23 protein-coding genes and 1 tRNA gene are annotated in these 21,285 nt (G+C 65.3%); 16 read left to right on the top strand and 8 right to left on the bottom strand.

The window, feature by feature from the left end; translation table 11 throughout:
* Positions 1–2: 2 nt before the first annotated feature.
* Entirely contained in the window at positions 3–284 is a 282-nt protein-coding gene (locus CCC_RS05985; protein ID WP_009868170.1) for a BolA family protein, read from the bottom strand.
* A gap of 128 nt (positions 285–412) precedes the next feature.
* On the opposite strand from CCC_RS05985, the gene CCC_RS05980 reads away from it, so the two are divergent.
* Genes CCC_RS05980 through CCC_RS05965 form a run of 4 tightly spaced genes read left to right on the top strand, consistent with a single transcriptional unit; the run spans position 413 to position 5,549 of the window.
* Positions 413–997 (top strand): J domain-containing protein, encoded by a 585-nt coding sequence (locus tag CCC_RS05980; RefSeq protein ID WP_009868171.1) that lies wholly within the window; start codon positions 413–415, stop codon positions 995–997.
* A gap of 24 nt (positions 998–1,021) precedes the next feature.
* Positions 1,022–2,023, top strand: a complete 1,002-nt coding sequence (gene cobS / locus CCC_RS05975; RefSeq protein ID WP_009868172.1) for a cobaltochelatase subunit CobS — start codon at positions 1,022–1,024, stop codon at positions 2,021–2,023.
* A gap of 14 nt (positions 2,024–2,037) precedes the next feature.
* Positions 2,038–3,927: a cobaltochelatase subunit CobT gene (cobT, locus tag CCC_RS05970; RefSeq protein ID WP_009868173.1), complete on the top strand. Its 1,890-nt coding sequence runs from the start codon at positions 2,038–2,040 to the stop codon at positions 3,925–3,927.
* A gap of 2 nt (positions 3,928–3,929) precedes the next feature.
* On the top strand, positions 3,930–5,549 hold the full coding sequence (locus CCC_RS05965) for a sensor histidine kinase (RefSeq protein WP_041040252.1): 1,620 nt from the start codon (positions 3,930–3,932) through the stop codon (positions 5,547–5,549).
* Positions 5,550–5,660: 111 nt separating this feature from the next.
* Here CCC_RS05965 and mog read toward each other — a convergent pair whose 3' ends face one another.
* Positions 5,661–6,197, bottom strand: a complete 537-nt coding sequence (gene mog / locus CCC_RS05960; RefSeq protein ID WP_009868175.1) for a molybdopterin adenylyltransferase — start codon at positions 6,195–6,197, stop codon at positions 5,661–5,663.
* 70 nt (positions 6,198–6,267) lie between these two features.
* Here mog and CCC_RS05955 point away from each other — a divergent pair, with 70 nt between their 5' ends.
* Positions 6,268–6,594 carry a YbjQ family protein gene (locus CCC_RS05955; protein ID WP_009868176.1) on the top strand — a complete coding sequence of 109 codons (327 nt, stop codon included), beginning with the start codon at positions 6,268–6,270 and terminating at the stop codon, positions 6,592–6,594.
* A gap of 48 nt (positions 6,595–6,642) precedes the next feature.
* Here the strand turns inward: CCC_RS05955 and CCC_RS05950 are convergent, their stop codons facing one another.
* Positions 6,643–7,023 (bottom strand): c-type cytochrome domain-containing protein, encoded by a 381-nt coding sequence (locus CCC_RS05950; RefSeq protein ID WP_041040250.1) that lies wholly within the window; start codon positions 7,021–7,023, stop codon positions 6,643–6,645.
* 220 nt (positions 7,024–7,243) lie between these two features.
* Between CCC_RS05950 and CCC_RS05945 the strand changes: the two genes are divergently transcribed.
* The gene (locus CCC_RS05945) at positions 7,244–7,903 is read left to right on the top strand and encodes an extensin family protein (protein WP_041040248.1); all 660 of its coding nucleotides are present in this window, start codon (positions 7,244–7,246) and stop codon (positions 7,901–7,903) included.
* A 48-nt stretch (positions 7,904–7,951) separates the two neighbouring features.
* On the opposite strand, the gene CCC_RS05940 is transcribed toward CCC_RS05945, so the two are convergent.
* The 4 genes from CCC_RS05940 to CCC_RS05925 all read right to left on the bottom strand — a co-directional run bounded on the left by CCC_RS05940 (position 7,952) and on the right by CCC_RS05925 (position 12,099).
* Positions 7,952–8,689, bottom strand: a complete 738-nt coding sequence (locus CCC_RS05940) for a PhoH family protein (RefSeq protein WP_009869612.1) — start codon at positions 8,687–8,689, stop codon at positions 7,952–7,954.
* A 443-nt stretch (positions 8,690–9,132) separates the two neighbouring features.
* Positions 9,133–10,407: an HlyC/CorC family transporter gene (locus CCC_RS05935; protein ID WP_009869611.1), complete on the bottom strand. Its 1,275-nt coding sequence runs from the start codon at positions 10,405–10,407 to the stop codon at positions 9,133–9,135.
* A gap of 4 nt (positions 10,408–10,411) precedes the next feature.
* Positions 10,412–11,527: a 3-dehydroquinate synthase gene (gene aroB, locus CCC_RS05930; protein ID WP_009869610.1), complete on the bottom strand. Its 1,116-nt coding sequence runs from the start codon at positions 11,525–11,527 to the stop codon at positions 10,412–10,414.
* Positions 11,524–12,099: a shikimate kinase gene (locus tag CCC_RS05925; protein ID WP_009869609.1), complete on the bottom strand. Its 576-nt coding sequence runs from the start codon at positions 12,097–12,099 to the stop codon at positions 11,524–11,526. Before CCC_RS05925 ends, aroB begins: the two co-directional genes overlap by 4 nt.
* A 183-nt stretch (positions 12,100–12,282) precedes the next feature.
* Here CCC_RS05925 and CCC_RS22540 point away from each other — a divergent pair, with 183 nt between their 5' ends.
* The 4 genes from CCC_RS22540 (at position 12,283) to CCC_RS05910 (ending at position 15,515) form a co-directional block, all read left to right on the top strand.
* On the top strand, positions 12,283–12,423 hold the full coding sequence (locus CCC_RS22540; RefSeq protein ID WP_169746881.1) for a hypothetical protein: 141 nt from the start codon (positions 12,283–12,285) through the stop codon (positions 12,421–12,423).
* A complete protein-coding gene (locus tag CCC_RS05920; RefSeq protein WP_009869608.1) occupies positions 12,404–14,167 on the top strand; it encodes a hypothetical protein in 1,764 nt (587 codons plus the stop codon). The genes CCC_RS22540 and CCC_RS05920 overlap by 20 nt, the downstream gene beginning before the upstream one ends.
* Entirely contained in the window at positions 14,164–15,081 is a 918-nt protein-coding gene (locus CCC_RS05915; protein ID WP_009869607.1) for a site-specific tyrosine recombinase XerD, read from the top strand. Before CCC_RS05920 ends, CCC_RS05915 begins: the two co-directional genes overlap by 4 nt.
* 203 nt (positions 15,082–15,284) lie before the next feature.
* On the top strand, positions 15,285–15,515 hold the full coding sequence (locus CCC_RS05910) for a helix-turn-helix domain-containing protein (protein ID WP_009869606.1): 231 nt from the start codon (positions 15,285–15,287) through the stop codon (positions 15,513–15,515).
* Between the two features lie 57 nt (positions 15,516–15,572).
* Here the strand turns inward: CCC_RS05910 and CCC_RS05905 are convergent, their stop codons facing one another.
* Positions 15,573–16,580 (bottom strand): complex I NDUFA9 subunit family protein, encoded by a 1,008-nt coding sequence (locus CCC_RS05905; RefSeq protein WP_041040246.1) that lies wholly within the window; start codon positions 16,578–16,580, stop codon positions 15,573–15,575.
* 228 nt (positions 16,581–16,808) lie between these two features.
* Here CCC_RS05905 and CCC_RS05900 point away from each other — a divergent pair.
* From CCC_RS05900 to lptB, 6 genes are all read left to right on the top strand, one after another.
* Positions 16,809–16,895: transfer RNA gene (locus tag CCC_RS05900), tRNA-Leu, on the top strand.
* An 85-nt stretch (positions 16,896–16,980) separates the two neighbouring features.
* On the top strand, positions 16,981–17,592 hold the full coding sequence (locus CCC_RS05895; protein ID WP_009869604.1) for a ribonuclease D: 612 nt from the start codon (positions 16,981–16,983) through the stop codon (positions 17,590–17,592).
* 246 nt (positions 17,593–17,838) lie between these two features.
* A complete protein-coding gene (locus CCC_RS05890) occupies positions 17,839–18,804 on the top strand; it encodes a KpsF/GutQ family sugar-phosphate isomerase (protein WP_041040244.1) in 966 nt (321 codons plus the stop codon).
* Positions 18,801–19,517, top strand: coding sequence for an LPS export ABC transporter periplasmic protein LptC (gene lptC / locus CCC_RS05885; protein ID WP_009869602.1), 717 nt, complete (start codon positions 18,801–18,803; stop codon positions 19,515–19,517). Before CCC_RS05890 ends, lptC begins: the two co-directional genes overlap by 4 nt.
* Positions 19,514–20,491 carry an LptA/OstA family protein gene (locus tag CCC_RS05880; protein ID WP_009869601.1) on the top strand — a complete coding sequence of 326 codons (978 nt, stop codon included), beginning with the start codon at positions 19,514–19,516 and terminating at the stop codon, positions 20,489–20,491. The genes lptC and CCC_RS05880 overlap by 4 nt, the downstream gene beginning before the upstream one ends.
* Positions 20,488–21,285 (top strand): LPS export ABC transporter ATP-binding protein, encoded by a 798-nt coding sequence (lptB, locus tag CCC_RS05875; RefSeq protein ID WP_009869600.1) that lies wholly within the window; start codon positions 20,488–20,490, stop codon positions 21,283–21,285. Before CCC_RS05880 ends, lptB begins: the two co-directional genes overlap by 4 nt.

The raw sequence follows: 21,285 nt of genomic DNA, 5'->3' as shown, positions 1-21,285 counted from the left end.
CACTAAAGCCTGCGCGCCTCTTCATCCGGGGTCATCAGGGTCAGCGCCAGGGCATGAACCCGTCCCGCCAGTTCCTCGGCCAGCAAGGCATTAACCTTGCGATGGCGTTCGATGCGGCCGACGCCCTCGAAGGCCGCGGACACGATGGTCACGGTGAAATGGCTTTCCCCGCCGGGATGATGCCCAGCATGACCGGCATGCCGTTGGGAATCGTCGGCCACGTCCAGCCGCGTCGGCTTCAGCGCTTCCTCGATCTTGCGCTTCATGATCTCGGCCACCAGCATCCTTCGTATCCTCTCGCCAATATGCAACCTTCCCCAATTGGGGCCAAAGGACGCCTGCGTCAAGTGGCGGATGGGAAGCGCTCGATTGCGCCGCTCACGCCTTGCCTTGGGGCGGGCGAGCCTCCATTATGACCGGTGCCATGAAAGCGACCAACGCCCGCAGATCCTGGCGGCCGGCCTTCGGCCCCGCTCCGGCGCAACCGGCTCTACGCCGGTGCGACCATCCCGGCTGCGCCGAGCACGGAGAGTACCGCGCCCCCCAGGCCCGCGACCGGCTGACCGATTACTACTGGTTCTGCCTGGAGCATGTGCGCGAATATAATTCGGCCTGGAACTACTATGCCGGCATGGGCACCGAGGAGATCGAGGCCGAACTGCGCAAGGACACCACCTGGCAGCGCCCCACCTGGCCGCTGGGCATCCAGGGCGCCAAGCGCAAATTCGCCTATACCATCCACGACCCTTTCGAAGTCTTCGAGGATGCCGCCACCGAGGAGGCGCGGCCCAAGGCCCGCACCGCCACGCCCGAGGAAGAGGCCATGAGAGTCCTGGAACTCTCGCCGCCGCTGAACAACGATATGCTGAAGGCCCGTTACAAGGAGCTGGTCAAGCAGCACCATCCCGACGCCAATAATGGCGACAAGGAAGCCGAGGAGCGCTTCAAGCGCATCAACCAAGCCTACAACACCTTGAAGCTCAGTCTGAGCCAATAAGGCGCATCCCCCAAGGACGAGAGTATGACCTCCAAGAATCAAAGCCCGCTTGCCTCCGACCACCCCCTGGCCATGCCCGATACCGAAATCTCCGCCCGCGAAGTGTTCGGCATCGACATCGACATGTTGGTCCCCGCCTTCTCGGTGGGCAGCGAGCATGTGCCCGACGTGGACCCGGCCTATCGCTTCGACCCCGACACCACCAAGGCCATTCTGGCCGGATTCGCCTTCAACCGCCGCGTCATGGTCCAGGGCTATCACGGCACCGGCAAGTCCACCCATATCGAGCAGGTGGCGGCCCGCCTCAATTGGCCGTGCATCCGCGTCAATCTGGATAGCCATGTCAGCCGTATCGACCTGATCGGCAAGGACGCCATCGTGGTCAAGGACGGCAAGCAGATCACCGAATTCCGCGAAGGCATGCTGCCCTGGGCGCTGCAGCACCCCTGCGCCCTGGTCTTCGACGAATACGACGCCGGGCGTCCCGACGTAATGTTCGTGATTCAGCGCGTGCTGGAAGTGGAAGGCCGCCTGACGCTGCTCGACCAGAACCGGGTGATCCGGCCCCACGCCGCCTTCCGCCTGTTCGCCACCGCCAATACGGTGGGTCTGGGCGACACGACGGGCCTTTATCACGGCACGCAGCAGATCAATCAGGGCCAGATGGACCGCTGGAACATCGTCGCCACCTTGAACTATCTGGCCCATGACGATGAATGTTCCATCGTGGTGGCCAAGCTCAAGGATTACGACACGCCGGAGGGCCGCGATCTGGTCTCCAAGATGGTGATGCTGGCCGATCTCACCCGCCAGGGCTTCATGAACGGCGACATCTCCACGGTGATGAGCCCGCGCACGGTGATCACCTGGGCCGAGAACACCCGCATCTTCGGCGACCATTCCTATGGCTTCCGCGTGACCTTCCTCAACAAGTGCGACGAGGTCGAGCGGCCCATCCTGGCCGAGTATTACCAGCGCTGCTTCGGCACGGACCTGCCCGACGGGCCCGCCCGCATGCTGGCTTGAGGGCGGACCGGATAGTGTCACAGAACGCGAAGGCCTTGGACGGCGGCAGGGGCGAAAGCATCGGCGACACCATCCGCCGCACCACCGCCGCCACGCTGAAGGCCATGTCGGGCCATAATGATCTGGATGTGGGCTTTGCCGCCGGAAACGGCAGCGTGCGCGGCACCGAGATCCGGCTGCCCGCGCCGCCGCGGACCATCCTGCCCGCCGATCTGGCCCGGTTGCGCGGCACCGCCGACGCCATCGCGCTGAGATTGCGTTATCACGACGACACGGTGCATGTGCGGCGCATGCCGCAGCTGCCCGACGCCCGCAAGATCTACGACATGGTCGAGCAGGCCCGCGTCGAGGCCCTGGGGGCGCGGCTGATGCCCGGCGCCGCCCTCAATATCGCCGAAGTGCTGGAGGTCAAGGCCCGCGCCGAAGGCCTGGACCGTGCCGTCAGGCGCGAACAGGTGCCCCTGGCCGACGCCATGCGCCTGATCGCCCGCGAGATCTTCGCCGGGCTGGAGCCGCCGCCATCGGCCAGGACGGCCGTGGATCTGTGGCGCGACGAGGTCAAGGCCAAGGCCGGTCCCACGCTGGACAGCCTCAAGGACCTGCTGCGCGATCAGGAGGCCTTCGCCAAGGGGCTGCACAAACTTCTGAGCGACCTGGATTTCGGAACCGATCAGGCCTCCGAAGCCGAGGATTCCGAAAATTCCGAGCAAAGCAGCCAGGAACAGGACGCCCAGGGCGCTGGCCAGGAAAAGGAAGGCGAGCAGGAGGGCCAGGGCCCGCAGCAGGAGGGCGACACCCAGGCTCCGGGCTCTTCCGAGGGCAGCGGCGAGGACGAAGGCAGCGATTCCGGTGAGGAAATGATGCTGACCGGCTCGGGCACCGAGGAACCGGGCGGCCCGTCCAAGCAAGCCCAAGAGCAGCTGTCCAATTCGCGCGCCTTTCAGGACCAGCCCTATAAGCCCTACACCACCCAGTACGACCAGATCGTCACCGCCGAGGATCTGTGCGAACCCGAAGAGCTGAACCGCCTGCGCCGACAGTTGGACCAGCAGCTTTCCCATCTGCAAGGCGTGGTGGCCAAACTGGCCAACCGCCTGCAGCGCAAGCTGATGGCCCAGCAGACCCGCAATTGGGATTTCGACCTGGAGGAGGGTATGCTCGACACCGGGCGTCTGGCCCGCATCGTCGCCAATCCCATGCACTCGCTGTCCTTCAAGATCGAGAAGGAAACCAATTTCCGCGATACGGTGGTCAGCCTGCTCATTGACAATTCCGGTTCCATGCGCGGCCGGCCCATCACCGTGGCCGCCATGAGCGCCGATATCTTAGCCCGCACCCTGGAACGCTGCGGCGTCAAGGTTGAGGTGCTGGGCTTCACCACACGGGCCTGGAAGGGCGGAAGTGCGCGCGAGAAGTGGCAGGCCGAGGGCAAGCCCACCAATCCCGGCCGCCTCAACGATCTGCGCCACATCGTCTACAAGGCCGCCGACGCGCCGTGGCGCCGCGTGCGCCGCAATCTGGGCCTGATGCTCAGAGAAGGCATCTTGAAGGAGAATATCGACGGCGAGGCCTTGTTATGGGCCCATGACCGCCTGATCTCGCGCTCGGAACAGCGCCGCATCCTGATGGTCATTTCGGACGGCGCGCCGGTGGACGATTCCACTTTGTCGGCCAATCCCGGCAATACTTTGGAAAAGCATCTGCGCGACGTCATCGCCTTCATCGAGAACCGCTCGCCGGTGGAACTGGTGGCCATCGGCATCGGCCACGACGTCACCCGCTATTACCGCCGCGCCGTCACCATCATGGATGCCGAGGAACTGGGCGGCACCATGATGCGCCAGCTGACCTCCCTGTTCGATGACGAGGCCGAGCCTGCGGGCGGCCGCCGCCGGATGAGGTGAGCATGGCTGGCGGCTACGGGGAAAAGGAGCCTGATGCCGCCCGGCCGTCGCGATTGCCGCGTCCCCGGCTGCTGCTGGCCCTGATCATCGCCATCGCGGTACTGGGCGGCATAGCCGGACTGGCGACCCTGACCTGGTTCGATTATCAGGCGACCCTGGCCGATTGGAGCACCAATCTCCGCCTGTCGGCCCGTCTGGTGGAATCCCATACGCGCGCGGCCCATGGCGCCAGCCACGCCCATCTGGGCACCGTCATCGCCCATCTGGGCGATCGGCCGCTGGCGGATCTCAGAGCCTCGGGCAAGGATCGGGAGTGGCTGGATAATCTCCTGACCAGCCTGCCCCACGGCGTCGGCGCCGCCATTCACGACGAACGCGGAGACCCTGTTCTGGCCATCGACCGCCTGGGCCTGTTTGCCGCCAATGCGATTCAGCGCGACTATTTCACCCGCGCCATGAAGCGCCCGGACCACACGGTGATGAGTGCCGTGGTGCCCGGACGCGGAGACCAGGGACGGGTCATCATCTTCAGCCGGGCCATTCCCGGCGGCGGGGGGCGGCCCCGGGGCGTGGCGGAGATCGCCATCAACACCGACTACTTCATCGGCTTTTATCGCGACATGCAGCCCGAGCCGCGATCCATCTTCCTGGTCTCGCACACGGATGGCGGCCTGGTGGCCCGCTATCCCCTGCCCGAGGCCACCTTTACCCGCTTCGACACCACCAAGGCGCCATTCACCGATTTCGCCCGGGAACAGGCTGGCGTATTCCGGTCCACCTCGGTCGTGGACGGTATCGAGCGGCTGGTGGCGTTCCGCAATCTCACGGATATGGAGATGGTTGTCGCCTCGGGCACGCCCATCGAGGCGGTTTTCCGCGAATGGGAAATCCGCAGCCGGCGCAATGCCCTGTTGTTCGTCACGGCCATGGCGCTGATGCTGATCCTGGCGGCCATCACCAGCGAAAGCCTGCGGCACGAGGCGCGGCTGCTGACCACAGGCGAACGCCGCACCCGTGAGCTGACCAATGCCCTGACGGAAAAGGACGTTCTCTTCCAGGAAGTCCACCACCGGGTGAAGAACAATCTTCAGGTCATTTCCAGCCTGCTGACCATGCAGTCATTGCACGTCACCGACGAGAAGGTGAAGGCGACGCTGAAGGACGCGCTGGACCGCATCCATTCCATGGGTCTGGTGCACCAGACCCTTTACGAACGCAATCTAGCCTCCAATGTGGATTTGGGCACCTATTTCGGCAAGCTGGCCGAGGCTCTGGCCGGGTCTTATTCCTCGTCGCCGGGCGGCGTCACCGTCGAGGTCGAGGTGGAAGGAATCCTTGATCTGGAGCGCGCCGTGCCGCTCGGCATGCTGGCCAACGAGGTTTTGTCCAACGCCATGAAGCACGCCTTTTCCGACGGGCGGCGCGGCACCATCTGGATCACCCTGATGCGCGAAGCGGGCGAATGGCACTTCACGGTCCGCGACAACGGGGTCGGCATGCCCGACAAGCCGGGCCGTGGCATCGGCATCGGCCTGATCCGCGCCCTGTCGCGCCAGTTGGGCGGGCGCTCCCACATCTTCGTGGACGAGGGAACGGTGGTGTCGGTCACCTTCCCGGCTTAGACCTTCGGGAAAAGTCCTTCGGCTTCGCCTCAGTGTACTTTTCCCGAGACGAAAATACGGAGAAAAGCGGGATTGGGGCGGCCCGGCGCCCGCTTTCCGACTCTTTATGTTCTATTTCTTGGGCCGGAAGGCCTTGCAAACCGCCGGATTGGTGTCGATGAAGGCGCCGCCGATCAGATCGATGCAATAGGGCACCGCGGCCATCACCGCATTCAGGCAATCGGCGATGGCCGAGGGCTTGCCCGGAAGGTTGATGATCAGGCTCCTCCCACGGATTCCCGCCGTCTGGCGCGACAGGATGGCGGTGGGGACCACCTTCAGGCTCTCGGCGCGCATCAGTTCGCCAAAACCCGGCATCATCTTGTCGCAGACCGCTTCGGTAGCCTCGGGCGTCACATCGCGGGGCGCCGGGCCGGTGCCCCCCGTGGTGACGATCAGGGAGCAGCCCTCCACATCGGCCAGTTCCTTCAAGGTCGCCTCGATCAACGCCTGCTCGTCCTCGACGACGCGCGCCACCGGCCGCCAGGGCGTGGACAGAAAGCGGTTCATCTCGGCAATGATGGCCGGGCCGCCCTTGTCCTCATAGACCCCCCGGCTGGCGCGGTCAGAGATGGTGACGACCCCGATGGCGACGGGCTGATCGGTCATGGCGGTTTTCTCCTGGCAAAGGGAGATGGAGTGTGATGACCTCGGCCTAAGCGGTCAAGAGCACGAGGCAATGATGATCATCACCACCACCGATTCCGTCGAGGACAAGCGCATCACCGCCTATCTGGGCATCGTCTGCGGCAACGCCGTCATGGGCACCAATATCTTCCGCGACATGCTGGCCAGCGTGCGCGACATCGTCGGCGGCCGATCGGGCTCTTACGAAAACATCCTGCGCGAGGCCAAGGAGGCCGCCCTGGGCGATCTTACGGCCCAGGCCGCCCAACTGGGCGCCGACGCGGTGGTTGCGGTTGACCTGGATTACGAGACCATCGGCGGCGACGGCAAGACCATGCTGATCGTCTCGGCCAACGGCACGGCGGTCAAGCTGGGCTGAGCCCGTTCAAAACCGCCGCCCGCGGCGGGCGGCGGTTTTGCCCGCCCGTCAGTTGTTCTGGGCGCCCTGCTTGATCCAGCGCCGGATAAGGTCGCGGTCGCAAGAGGTCAGCTTCTTCTTGCCGTGGGGCATCTGGATGGACTTGTCGGCGCGGCCGTCGATCAGAACCATCAGATTGCTGGTCGTCGGATCGCCAGCAACCACCATGGGCCCGAACTTGGTGCCCTTCATCAGGCCCTCATAACTGGTCAGGTCGAACCCGCTCTTCTCAAAGCCCTCGGCGCCCTTCTGATGGCAAACGGAACAACGAACCTGAAGAATGGGCAGAATATCCTCGGCAAAGCTGACCGGCGGTTCCTTGGCCGAGGCGCCCCCGGCGGCAAGCAGAGCCAACGCCCCAGCCATAATTGACGCGATTCGCAAGGTCATGGTCAGCTCCCTCCAGTCCGGCAATACGGACAATAAGGATAGCATAGCCATCCCAAATTGGATATCCGGCGCGATGCGCGTCTGCGTTGAGCACGGGACGGCACGCGGTTAACCTCTTATTAATATTCAGCGCCCTGATTTTGAATGCACCCGATATTTCGTGACATTCAGCCCAGAATTCCGCTAGATATTCCAATTCTGGTCTTGCCGGTGCGCGACCTTGCCCCATCGTCTTACTGTTTCAATCCTTGCCCTGCTCTTGGTCGGCGCCTGCTCATCGCCGCCACCGCGGCCCGCGCCGCCTCCCATTCTCGATCCCGATTCCGCCTGTCTGAAGGATCTGCGCGATCACCGCGTCGCCTTTGAGACCCAGGCGCCGTTCGGCACGCCGGGATCGTGTTCCGTCGCCAATCCGGTCAAGGTGACCGCCGATTCTCAAGCCTCCTGGAACCGGCCCGGCGTGATGTCGTGTTCCATGGCGCGCACCGTCGACCGCTTCGAGACCCAGGTGGTTCAGGCCGCCGCCCAGCGCATCCTGGGGCAACGCGTCGCCAAGCTTCACCACATGGGCACCTATAACTGCCGCACGCGCCGCACAGAAACCAATGTGGCCACCGCCGATTCAGGCAGCCGCGGCGGCCGTCTGTCGGAACACGGCAAGGGCCAGGCCATCGACGTGGGCGGCTTCGAACTGGCCGACGGCACCATGATCTCGGTGAAGAAGGATTGGCGCGGCGCTGGCAAGAAAAGCGAATTCCTGCAAGCGGTGGCGCGCGCCTCGTGCGAGCACTTCAACGTGGTGCTCACACCCAACCACAACGCCCTGCACGCCGACCATCTGCACCTGGATATCGGCCCGCACAAGCTTTGCGGCATCTGAGAGAACGGGGGGCGCGAAGGGGCCAGCCCCTTCGCGCCCCCCTCTTGCCTACAGCACCGTCAGCATGCTGGCCACCAGCGGGTGGCGGACGATGTCTTTTTCATCCAGCGTGATCACCGCCACATCGGGCAGTTCGGAAAGCCGGGCGGCGATATCGGCCAGTCCCGACATGCCGGGCAGCAAATCGCTTTGATCCGGGTCGCCGGTCAGGACCATGGTGGAATGCCATCCCAGCCGGGTCAGCAACATCTTGATCTGGCCATAGGTGCAGTTCTGCGCCTCGTCGATGACGATGAAGGCGTTGTTGAGCGTGCGTCCCCGCATATAGGCGATGGGCGCGATCTCGATGGAGCCGTCGGCCAGCAGGGCGCGCAGCCGCTTGCCCCCCAGGCGGTCCGAAAGAGCGTCGTAGAGGGGGCGCAGATAGGGCGCCAGCTTCTCTTGCAAGTCACCGGGAAGGAAGCCCAGGGATTCCCCGGCTTCCACCGCCGGGCGCGACAGCATGATGCGCGCCACCCGGCCTTCCTCGAAGGCCTCCACCGCCGCCGAGATGGCCAGATAGGTCTTGCCCGTTCCGGCCGGTCCCAGGGCCACGGTCAGGTTGCCGTCGCCGATGGCCTTGAGCAGACGGCGCTGATTGTCGCCCTGGGGGCGGACCTTGCGCACATAGCTTTGCTCGCGATGCTGGTCGTCTTCGCCCAGCGGGCTCCACCCACCCTGGTCGGGATACAGGGTTACCACCGGCTCATTCTTGGACGCGGCAATCCGCGTGGCGCGCTTGGCCATCTGGGACTCCTTTGAAATGGCAGAGGAAAGGGGGCAACAAAAAAGGGCCTCTCGACACGAGAGACCCTGGAGATGAGGGGCAGACTTCGCTGCGGCCCGCCTGCGGCGGACGCCCTTGTCCGGAAAAGCCTTCCGGTGCTCGGTCAAAGCAGCGAATCAACGAAGCTTCCTCCGTCCGCGATTACAGCCCGCAGAAACCTTAACCAACGCGGAGTCGGCTTGTCGACAACAAATCGTCCCCGTCACCCGATTGTAATACCATATGTGGAGTTAACGGGATGTGAATGGGGTCACTCATACCAAATCCAGATGATCGGAACTGATCATCTGGATCGCCCTCAATCGGCGGGCGGACGCGGGCGCCCTTGCCTCCCGCCGCATAAGCGGCGCGGCCCCTTGGGCCTAACCAAATCCAGATGAGTTCCGCTCATCGGGTTTTGGTGTCAGTCCTGAACAGCCGGGGCCGGGGGCATCACGCGGATGGAGGTGATCTGGTTGCGTTGCCGCCGGGCGATCTCGAAGCGGAAGCCGTAAAAGCGGAACACCTGGCCCACATCGGGAATCTGCCGGGCTTCGTGCAGGATCAGACCGGCGATGGTGGCGGCCTCTTCGTCGGGCAGGCGCCACTCGAACTGACGATTGAGATCGCGGATGGTGACCGAACCATCGACGATATAGGACCCGTCCGACTGGGGCCGCACCCCGGCCACGGCCACGTCGTGTTCGTCGACGATGTCGCCGACGATCTCTTCCAGAATGTCTTCCAGGGTCACCACGCCCATCAGGGTGCCGTATTCATCCACCACCAGGGCGAAATGCTCGCGCCGCGACCGGAAGGCCTGCAACTGTTCGAGCAGCGTGGTGGAATCGGGGATGAACCAGGGAGTCGAGGCCAGTTCGACCACGTCCAGATTGTCCGCCTCCCCCTCCAGGGCGCGAAGGGCGCGCAATAGATCCTTGGCATGGACCACGCCGACGATATTGTCAGGATCGTCTTTCCACAGGGGCACGCGGGAAAAGGGCGAGTTGACCACCAGTTCCAGGATTTCCGGGGCAGGCAGCCCGGCATCCACGGTGACCACGCCGCGCCGGTGGGTCATCACCTGACCGACTTCCACATCACCCAGTTCCAGGATCGAGCGCAGCATGCGCCGCTCCTCGCGCACCTCGTCCTCGCCAGCATGAACCTCGATGGCGCCTTTCAGCTCCATCATGGAGGATTCCAAGGTGACCGAAGCGGCATAGCTGGCGCCAAACAGGCGGAACACGCCACGCACCACAGCTTCGATGGCCCGCACGAAAGGCGTCAGCGCCCAGACCACGCCGGTAACCGGAGCGGCAACCAGCAGAGCTGTGCGATTGGCGTGGTAGATGGCGTAGGTCTTGGGCAGCACCTCACCGAAGATCACCACGATGACCGTCATGCCAGCCGTCGCATAGGCGATACCAGCGTCGCCGAACATGCTGACCAACGCCCCAGTGGCCAGGGAAGAGGCCAAGATATTGACCATATTATTGCCGAGCAGGAGCGAACCGATCAGGCGGTCCCGCTTATCGGTCAAGCGGTTGACCAGCAGAGCCCGGCGCGAGCCGTCCATCTCCAACTGATGCATCACCGGCTTGGACACGGCGGTCAAGGCTGTTTCCGACCCGGCGAAGAAGGCCGACATCGCCTGGAGGAGAATGATAGCGATCAGCGAAAGCGTATTCTCATCCATGACACTACCTCCCCGCCGCCATCTCCGCCAACATGGAGGCCAGATCGGTCTCCGGAACGTCGCGGGTAAGGAAGCTTTTGCCGATACCCCTGGCCATGACGAAGGTGACCTTGCCGTCCTTGACCTTCTTGTCGCCCGACATGTGATGGATCAGCCGGTCCACCGCCCATAGCCGGGGCTTGGGCAGGGTCGTGGGCAGGCCAACAGCCGTCAAGTGCCGCTCCAGCCGTTCGGCATCGGCGGCGGGCGCCAGACCCAAGCGAACCGAGAGGCGCAGCGCCATCACCATGCCGATGGCCACCGCCTCGCCGTGCAGCATCTCGTCGGAAAAGCCGGTCTCGGCCTCCAGGGCATGGCCGAATGTGTGGCCGAGATTGAGCAGCGCCCGCACGCCGCCTTCCCGCTCATCGGCGCCGACGATGCGGGCCTTGGCGCGGCACGAGGCGGCGACGGCATAGCCCCGCGCCTCCAGATCGCCATCGATCACCTTGGCGCCGTTGGCTTCCAGCCAGGCAAAGAACGGCTCGTCGTCGATCACCCCGTATTTGACCACCTCGGCATAACCGGCCAGCACCTGACGGCGCGGCAGGGTGTCGAGCACCTGGGTATCGGCCAGGACCAGCCGGGGCTGGTGGAAGGCGCCGATCAGATTCTTGCCCTGGCGGGTATTGATGCCGGTCTTGCCGCCCACAGAACTGTCCACCTGGGACAGCAAGGTGGTGGGGATCTGCACGAAATCCACGCCGCGCAGCAAGATGGCGGCAGCGAATCCGGTCAGGTCGCCGACCACGCCTCCCCCTAAGGCCACCACCATGATGCCGCGCTCGGAGCGCGCTTCCAGCATGGCGTCCAGCAAGGCTTCCAGATGCTTGAAGTCCTTGGTCTGCTCGCCAGCGGGCATGACGGTGTGCATGGTGGTCACCCCGGCCTCGGCCAGGCTTCTTTGCACCCGTTCAAGATAGTGGGGCGCCACATTGGCGTCGGTCACCACCAGGGCACGGCCGCCCTTCATCTTCGGCTTGACCAGTTCGCCCGCCCGGTCCAGCAGGCCAGGGCCGATATGGATGGGATACGAGCGCTCGCCCAGTTCAACCAGGACCTGTTCAGCGGCGGCACTCATGAATTCTTCTCCGGATCGAGATAGGTGATCAGGCCCTCCATGACACGGATCACAGTGGCCTCGGGGACTTCATCGGTGGAGTCCACGATAATGTCCGCTTCGGCGTAGATGGGATAGCGCGCACCCATCAGACGGCCGAGAATTTCCCTGGGGTCGCCCTGCTTGAGCAGCGGGCGATGGTCGCGGCCCACGGTGCGCTTGAGCAAAAGCTCGAGATCGGCGCGGATCCAGACCGAGGTGCCGGTGTCCTTGATGCGCTGGCGGGTGGCGGGATCGACGAAGGCGCCGCCGCCCGTGGCCAGAATCACCGGCGGACCGTCCAGCAGCCGCGCGATCACCTTGCGCTCGCCCACTCTGAAAGCCGCCTCGCCGAAGCGGGCGAAATAATCGCTGATGGTGCTGCCCGAGGCGGCTTCGAACTCGGCGTCGGAATCTTGGAAGTCCAGCCCCAGGCGGGCGGCGAGGCGACGGCCGACGCAGGATTTGCCCGCGCCCATCAGGCCGACCAGCACAACGGTGCGCCCGATCCGCCCCGAAAGCAGCGGCGCCAGTCTCGCCAGTTCGTCGGCCATACCCTGATCCAAGGTCCGTCCCGTTCCCACTATTCAAAAAAACCGGCGTACCGGCGTTGATCGTTCCCCCCGGGGCCGATACACTGCCCTCACCAACCCATATGGGGCCGTCCCTGCCGCTTTTAGCCGCACCCCACCGGTCCTGTCCAGAAATGTTGCCATTACAGAGGTCATCCGGTCCCCATGAACAAGATTGCCGGCCTTCTCATTGCCCTGCTGCTGGCCGTCGTCGTCGGCGGTGGATTGTTCCTGTCCACCTGGGACCCGCCCCCTCCGTCGGCGAAGATCGAGAAGGTCGTACCGGATGCCCGTTTCCCGCGCTAACGCCCTGGCTCTGGCCCTGGGCGCTGTCTTCCTGGCGGCGCCCGTCCTTGCGGAACAGCCGGGAAAGCCGCTGGTTCTGACCTCGCCCAACGCGGAAAGCGCGCAAAAGCCCGAGGCCCCGACGGAACTTCCCGCCGCTGCGCCCGCCCAGCCCGCCGCCCATGCCGAATTTCCCGGCGGCCCGGCCAAGCCCGGCCCCCGCTTCGAGGTCGAGGAGCTGAAGGCGCCCGATCCCGACGCCGTCGGCGTCCTCGACGAGGCCCAGGGCGGTCTCGGCATGGCCATGTGGCACGGCACCCCGGCTGCCCTGGTGCGCAAGGTGCTGCCCTCCCTGCCCGCCGCAGCTGGATCACGCGCCGTCCATTCCCTGACCCGGCGCCTGCTGCTGTCGGCGGCCACCGCGCCTGAGGGCAATCGCGGCCAGTCCCCCTCGCTGCTGGAACTGCGGGCCGAGCGCCTGTTCGCCATGGGCGAGGTCGATGGGCTGTCCTCCCTTCTCAAGGCCGCGCCCGGCGCCCTGGCCTCGCCCGGCCTGTCGCGCCTCAAGGTGGATACCTGGCTGCTGGCTGGCGATGCCAAGGCCGCCTGCGCCGAGGCCCCCGTCATGGCCCAAGGCGGGCCGCTCGATCCCCGGCTTTCGGTGTTCTGCCAGATTTCAGCGGGCAAGACCCTGGAAGCAGGCATGGCGCTGGACATGATGCGCGAGCGCAAGGACGCCGATCACGCTTTCATCGTCGCCGCCGAGGCCATGGGCGGCACCCCGCCCGCCAAGCTGGACAAGCTGCCCAATCCCACGCCGCTGCATCTGGCCGCCTTCAAGGCCGCCAAGCTGCCGCTGCCTGCCGACACGGTGGCCAACGCGCCGCCCTCCATGCTGCACGCCATCGCCGACAACCCGGCCATGGCCGCCGATCTGCGGATCACCGCCGCCGAGCGGGCCGAGGCGTTGGGTATTCTGGACACCGATTCACTGCGCAAGCTGATGACCGGCGTCTCCTTGACACCGGCGGAACAGCAGGCGGCGGGAACCCAGGGCGATAAAAGCCCGCGCGGGCGCGCCATGTGGCTGCGCGCCGTGGGCGCCGAAGCCGCGCCTGCGGTACGAGCGGAGTTGATCGCCCGCATCCTGGCCTCGGCCACCGAACGGCGCGCCTTCTCCGCCACGGCACGGCTTTACGCCCCGCTGATCGCCGATCTGAAGCCCGCTCCCGATCTCGTCGCGGCCGCACCCATGATGGCCCGCGCCCTTTATGCCGCCGCACGGCCCGAGGCGGCCGGGAACTGGCTGAGCCTGGCCAAGACCGACCCCGCCGGGGCCAAGCTGGCCGCCGGATTGTGGCCTCTGGCCCGTCTGACCCGCGTCGGCCTCGACCCCAGCCCCGGCGATTCCTTCGCCGGCTGGGCGGAAACCGCCCTGTCCGACGAACGCCGCGCCGTGGTCACCATGGCCATGCTTCAGGCTGTGGGCGAGCCCGTTCCCGCCTCGGCCCTTCTGGCCCATGCGGCGGGGAGCAGCACGGCGCCTGGTCCCAAGCCAGCCATGAAGGCCCTGCTGCGCGCCAGCGCCGAAGGCACGCGGCGCGCCGAGACGGTGCTGCTGGCCTCCGCCGCCCTGGGCGAGACGGGGCTGGAGAGCATCGACCCCGATACGCTGAACCGGGTGGTGGTGTTCCTGCGTCAGGCCGGATTCGAGCGCGAAGCCCGCGAACTGGCCACCGAGGCGGTGCTGGCCAACGGCGGATGAGCATCCCCTTCGACCGACATATCGAGTCCTTTCTCGAAATGATGCAGGTCGAACGGGGCGCCAGCCCCAATACCCTGGACGCCTATGGCCGGGATCTGGCCGATTTCGCCGAGTTTTTGGACGGACGGGGGCAAAGCCCGCTCAATGCCGAAGGCCGCTCCGTCGCCGCCTATATCGCGCGGCAGGCCGAGATCGGCATGGCGGCCCGCACCCAGGCGCGGCGGCTGTCCTGCCTGAAGCAATTCTACGGCTTCGCCTTCGCCGAGCGACTGCGCCCCGACGACCCCACCGCCAATATCGACGCGCCCCGCCTGGGCCGTCCCTTGCCCAAATATCTGCGCAAGGAGGAAGTGACCGCCCTGCTGGACGCCGCCCGCGCGCTGGAAGGACGCGACGGCATCTTGATGACCGCCCTGATGGAGACCCTCTACGCCACAGGGCTACGCGTCTCGGAACTGGTCAGCCTGCCGCTGTCAGCCGTGGCCCGCGATCCCAATGTGCTGGTGGTCCGCGGCAAGGGATCCAAGGAGCGCATGGTGCCGCTGTCTGATCCTGCGCGGGCCGCCCTGATCGCCTGGAAGGCCGAGCGCGAGACCATGGTGCCGAAGTCCCGGCCGTCGCGCTGGCTGTTCCCGTCCTCGGGGCGTCTGGGCCATCTCACCCGGTCGGGCTTCGCCAAGATGCTGGCCCGTGCCGCCGTCCTGGCCGGTCTCGACCCGTTCAAGGTCTCGCCCCATGTGCTGCGCCACTCCTTCGCCAGCCATCTGCTGGCGGGTGGCGCCGATCTCAGAAGCGTGCAGGAGATGTTGGGCCACGCCGATATCGCCACCACCGAGATCTACACCCATCTCATCGATGACGAGGCCAGCCGTCTGGTGCGCGCCCACCATCCGCTGGCCGCAAAGAAAACCTGACTTCCTTTTCCATATTATGGCGGAAGTCCAGGCAACCAATTGGGGCGGCCTGCGTAATCCCGCGATAAGCACTAACACTTATTCCCCTTTCGTTCCGTTGACATCCGCCTATTCCGCCCCAATTCTGTGAGGGTTTCGGGGATTTGTGCCTTGCCATGCGAGGCGCGGGCAGTACGCTTTTTGGTTTGGGGAGATATCAGTATATGACGGACGACGAGTTCACGGAAGCTCTGCGGAGGCTGGGGCTGTCCCAGGCCGCGCTGGCCCGGTTGCTCGACGATCTCGGCGAGCAGCAACCCGCTCCCACCACGGTCTGGCGTTGGGCTGACGGACGGTCGCGGGTTCCCATTGGGGTGGGGGCCCTGTTGCGGCTTTTGGAGCAGTTGCCCTCGGAGACGCGCAACAACGTCACCCGCAAGGCCTTGCGGGCCTGACGGCAAAAGGGCCGCCCGATGGGGCGGCCCTTTCCATGTCGACGGCACGAAACAATGTCAGGCCGCGTTTTCCCGGCCGGGGGGCAATTGCTTGCCGTAGCGCTTCATGTAAAGCGGCAGGATGGCCTCGGCCGAGGTCGGCGTGATCCCCAGGTCGCTGAGCCCCGGCTTGCCGCCGCGCGCCACGTTGTCCACCTTCATCATCCGCACCTGATCCTTGGTCAGCATGGGCTTGGGCAGCATCTGAAGGAAGGTGGCCTGGATCATACCCAGGCCGAAGGGCAGCGGAACCAGGATACGGCTGCGGCCCGTGGACGCCATGACCAGTTCCATGATCTCCTTCATGGAATAACGGCGCGGCCCGCCCAGTTCGAAGGTCTTGCCCGCATGGCGGCCATCTTCGAGCATCTGGACCACGGCCTGGGCCACGTCGGCCACGCTGACCGGCTGGAAGATGGGACCGCCCGAACCGAACAGATCGATGGAGCAGCCTGATTCATCGCACACCGGCTTGAAGCCGTCCGCAGTGAACACCGGCAGCACCGGCGATATCATGGCCAGCTTGCCGAAGCGGTTGAAGAAATCGTCATCGGGACCGAACACCACCGAGGGACGCACGATGGAGGCGCCAGGGAAAGCGGCCAGCACCGCCTCTTCACCCAGGGCCTTGGAACGGGCATAGGCGGCCTCGGAATTCTTGTCGGCCCCCAGGGCGGACAGATGGACCAGACGCCCGACCCCCGCCGCCTTGGCCGCGGCGGCCACATTGGCGGCCCCCTTCACATGGATGGCGTCGAAGGTGGCCCGGCCGCTCTCATAGAGAATGCCCACCACATTGACCACCGCATCCACTCCGGCGACCGCCATGGCCACGGACTTCGGGTTGGTGATGTCGGCGCGCAGCGGCGTGACCTGCCCCACATCGCCCATGGTCTTCAGGAACTCGGCGGCGATAGGATCCCTGACCGCGGCGCGGACCACCCAGCCTTGGGCGGCGAGACGCTTGACCACATTCCGGCCGATAAAGCCCGACCCCCCGAATACAGTGACCACGCGACGCGCCATGCTGTCCCTCCATTAGCCCGGCGGCAATGCCTGCCGCCCCCTGCCCGACGGGGCTGAAACTTCGGGTCGAAAGCTAGCCCATAAGGCGCACGGGTGTAAAGGGTGGGGGCTGAATCGGCAGGGCAATGGGAAAATGCGGAAGAGGGGCAAAAAACATCGTTGACAGGCACGCGCCTCTCGCATATTTCTTCGCGCCTCGGACGGCTGAGGCCGTTCGGCAAGCTACCTGCCCAGGTGGCGGAATTGGTAGACGCGCACGGTTCAGGTCCGTGTGGCAGTGATGTCGTGGAAGTTCGAGTCTTCTCCTGGGCACCATCTCTTAACCGCGGCGCGGTCTAGCTGATGGATACATCGGACGCGGAGCCGCCCTCCCCATCAGGGGATGATAAGGAGCGGCTCCGTGACCGTTTTCTACCACAAGAACGATCTCCCGGACGGCCTCGATCTCGGCAATCTCGTCGCCATCGATTCCGAAACCATGGGCCTCAACCTGCAGCGTGACCGCCTGTGCGTGGTGCAGCTGTCGGCGGGCGACGGCCATGCCCATGTGGTCCACTATCCCAAGCCCGAATGGAACTCGCCCAATCTGGTCCGCATGCTGGCCGACCCTAAGGTGACCAAGCTGTTCCACTTCGCCCGTTTCGACGTGGCCATGATCCGCAAATATCTGGGCGTGCGCTGCAATCCGCTGTTTTGCACCAAGATCGCGTCCAAGCTGACCCGGACCAATACCGAGGGTCACAGCCTCAAGGTCCTGTGCAAGGAATTCCTCAATATCGACCTGTCCAAGCTGCAGCAAAGCTCGGATTGGGGCGCGCCTGAACTGAATGCCGATCAGCTGGCCTATGCCGCCTCGGATGTGCTTTACCTGCACCAGTTGAAGGACCGCCTCGACATGCTGCTGGACCGCGAAGGCCGCCGCGCCCTGGCCGAGGCCTGCTTTGCCTTCCTTCCCGACCGCGCCGAGCTGGATCTGGCCGGATGGGATGCGGAAGACATCTTCTCGCATTAGCTTTTTTGCCCCTCAGACGCCGGGCGGGTTTCTCCCGAAACCCTTGGCTGTCGCCGCATGAGCGGCGCGGCCCCTTGGGCCTAGCCAGCCAGGACTGGCTGGCGGGGATTTACGCCCGCCCCTCCCGAATGCACAAAACGGACCAAGCGGATTCGTTTTGCCTTTCCGTCACCGGGCCGTTGCGTATAGTTATGCGCCCCCGCCTCGTACCAGCGGGGAATGGATCAGTTTGACCGGACCCCCTTGATGACCGCCGATTCCGAAGCCCTCGCCACCGCCCGCCGGGTTCTCGCCACCGAGGCCCGTGCGCTGGACTCCCTGGCGACCAGCCTGGGCGACGCCTTTCTGAAGGCCGTCACCCTGATTGAGGGCGCGCCGGGCCGCGTCGTGGTCACCGGCATGGGCAAGAGCGGCCATGTGGCGCGCAAGATCGCCGCCACCATGGCGTCCACCGGCTGCCCCGCCTTCTATGTCCATCCGGCCGAAGCCAGCCACGGCGATCTGGGCATGGTCACCCGCGACGACGCCGTGGTGGCGCTCTCCAATTCGGGCGAGACGCCGGAACTGAGCGACGTCATCGCCTATACGCGGCGTTTCGAGATTCCGCTGATCGGCATCACGTCCCGCGACGGCTCGACGCTGGCTGCCGCGTCCGATGTGGCGCTGGTCCTGCCGCCCAATCCCGAGGCCTGCCCCATGGGTCTGGCGCCCACCACCTCGACCACCCTGATGCTGGCCCTGGGCGATGCCCTGGCCGTCACGCTTCTGGAGCGCAAGGGATTCACCGCCGCCGATTTCCAGGTCTTCCATCCCGGCGGCAAGCTGGGCCAGCGCCTGCTCAAGGTCACCGACCTGATGCATGGCGGGGACGGCCTGCCTCTGGTCGGGACCGAGGCGAGCATGGCCGATGTCTTGCTGGTGATGACGGCCAAAAGCCTGGGATGCGCCGGAGTGATCGATTCCGGCGGCAAGCTGGCGGGCGTCCTTACCGACGGCGATTTGCGCCGCCATATGAGTCCCGACCTGCTGACCGCCAAGGCCGCCGAGGTGATGACCGCCTCGCCCCGCACCGTGCCGCCCAACCTTCTGGCCGCCGAAGCGTTGCGCCAGATGAACGAGCGCTCCATCACCAGCCTGTTCGTGGTCGAAAGCGATGGCCGCCCGGTGGGTGTGCTTCACGTCCACGACTGTCTGCGGGCCGGACTGGCATGAGCCTGCGCGCCGAGACCGATCCGCAACCGCCCCAGGGGCGGCGCCCCAGGGGGCGCCATCCGCGCGGCCCCAAGCTCGGCCCCTTCGCCGATCATTCCCATTTCGTCTCGGTGATGAAGATCGCCTTACCCGCCCTGGCGGTTTTTCTGCTGGGCCTGGTGGTCATCTGGCCCAAGCTGTCGCAGTTGGAAAGCGGCTTCAAACTCAGCTTCGCCAATCTGTCGCCCAAATCGGTCGACACTCTGGTGATGAAGAATGCCCGCTATTTCGGCGTCGACGAGTCCAACCGCCCCTTCGCGGTCACCTCCGACACCGCCACCCAGTTGCCCGACAACCAGGATCTGATCTATCTGGTCAATCCCAAGGCCGACTTCACTTCCAATTCGGGCGCCAATATCGTGGTGGATGCCGTGGCAGGCATCTATCATCAATCCACCAAGGTGCTGGATCTGTCGGGTGGCGTGAACCTTTACCACGACAGCGGCTATGAGATTCATACCCCCACGGCCATCGTGGAACTGGCCACCAATTCGGCGCGGGGCTTCGAGCCGGTAGAAGGTCACGGCCCCCAGGGCGCCATCCGCTCGATCGGGTTCGAGATCACTGGCAAGCGCCACGACATCACCTTTACAGGCAAGTCGCAGCTGAATCTGCGCGCCGTAAGCAAGAAGGCCCCGGGAAAGGGCCGGGGCAAGGGAGCCAAGACGCCATGAAGCCGCCCGCTCTGATACCGTTCATCACCGCCGCCATATTGATGGCCCTTCCCGGACTGTCCCTGGCCCAGGGCTTCGAGATGAGCAAGTCCGGCGATCAGCAGATCCAGGTCTATGCCGATAACGGCATCGAATGGCATTCCGAGGAATTGCGGGTCATCGCGCGCGGCAACGCTCACGCCATCCGCGGCAACATGACCGTGGACGCCGATGTGCTGACCGCCCATTACCGCAAGGGCCCCAAGGGTGACGAGATCTGGCGCCTGGACGCCGACGGCAATGTGGTGATCCGCTCGCCCAACGACACCGCCACCGGCCACAAGGCCATCTATGACCTGGACAAGTCCATCTTCGTCCTGAAGGGCACTCCGGCCAAGCTGGTGACCCCCACCGACACTTTCACCGCCACCGACAGCCTGGAATACTGGGAACTGACGAAGATGGCGGTGCTGAGAGGCGATGCCGTCGCCGTCCAGGAAGGCGGCAAGACCCTGAAGGGCGACGTGCTGACCGCCCATTTCAAGGACAAGGAAAAGGACAAGCCCGCTCCCGCCCGCCCCGGCGCCAAGCCCCAGTCGGGCACGTCATCGGGCGCCGCTGCGGGCTCTGGCGACGGCGGCGGACTGGAATTGCAGCGCGCCGACGCCTATGGCCATGTGGTGATCATCTCGTCTTCCGAGACAGTGACCGGCGATCGCGGCGACTACAACGCCGAAACCGGTATCGCCACCGTCTCCGGTTCGGTTAAGATCAGCCGCGAAGGCGGTAACCAGCTGGAAGGGGGATGGGCGCACGTGAACCTCAACACCGGGGTCAGCAAACTGTTCCCCACCGCCGCCGGCGCCGCCGAAAGTGGCCAGAGGGTTCAGGGCGTGTTCATTCCTCAGAAAAAAGACAAGGGCGACAAGGGCGAGCCGCCGGGCCGGGCGGGCTTTACCGGAAACGTGCCGACACCCGGATCGGGGGAACGATGAAAACCGTCAAGCCTGGCTCTCCGCTCAGCGCCAATCCCCCGGCCGCGCCGGGGCCGCGTCTGGTGGCCGACAATCCCGGCCTGCTGGCGCAAAATATCGGCAAAAGCTTCAAGGGCCGCCCGGTGCTGCGCGACGTCTCCATCTCGGTGCAGCGGGGCGAGGCCGTGGGCTTGCTTGGCCCCAACGGCGCGGGCAAGACCACCTGTTTTTACTGCATCACCGGCCTGATCAATCCCGATACCGGCTCCATCTCCCTGGACGGCACCGAGATCACCGACCTGCCCATGTATCGCCGCGCCCGGCTGGGCATCGGCTACCTGCCGCAGGAAGCATCCATCTTCAGAGGCCTGTCGGTGGAAGGCAACATCATGGCGGTGCTCGAAGTGGTCGAGCCCGACCTGGAACGCCGCCAGCACGATCTGGAAAGCCTGATGGCCGAATTCTCCATCAGCCATCTGCGCCGGGCTCCGGCCATGGCGCTGTCGGGCGGCGAGCGCCGCCGCGTCGAGATCGCCCGCGCCCTGGCGTGCCGCCCCCACTTCATCTTGCTGGACGAGCCCCTGGCCGGTATCGACCCCATCGCCGTCTCCGACATCCGCGATCTGGTGTCCCATCTCAAGCATCGCGGCATCGGCGTGCTGATCACCGATCACAATGTGCGTGAGACCCTGGACCTCATCGACCGCGCCTATATCCTGCACGACGGCGCGGTTCTGATGGAGGGCCGCCCCGCCGAGATCGTCGCCCATGAAGGGGTGCGACGGGTCTATCTCGGCGAGCGGTTCAGCATGTAG

The sequence above is a fragment of the Paramagnetospirillum magnetotacticum MS-1 genome (genome assembly GCF_000829825.1).
Lineage (GTDB): Bacteria > Pseudomonadota > Alphaproteobacteria > Rhodospirillales > Magnetospirillaceae > Phaeospirillum > Phaeospirillum magnetotacticum.
This window is presented reverse-complemented; position numbering and strand designations above follow the sequence as displayed.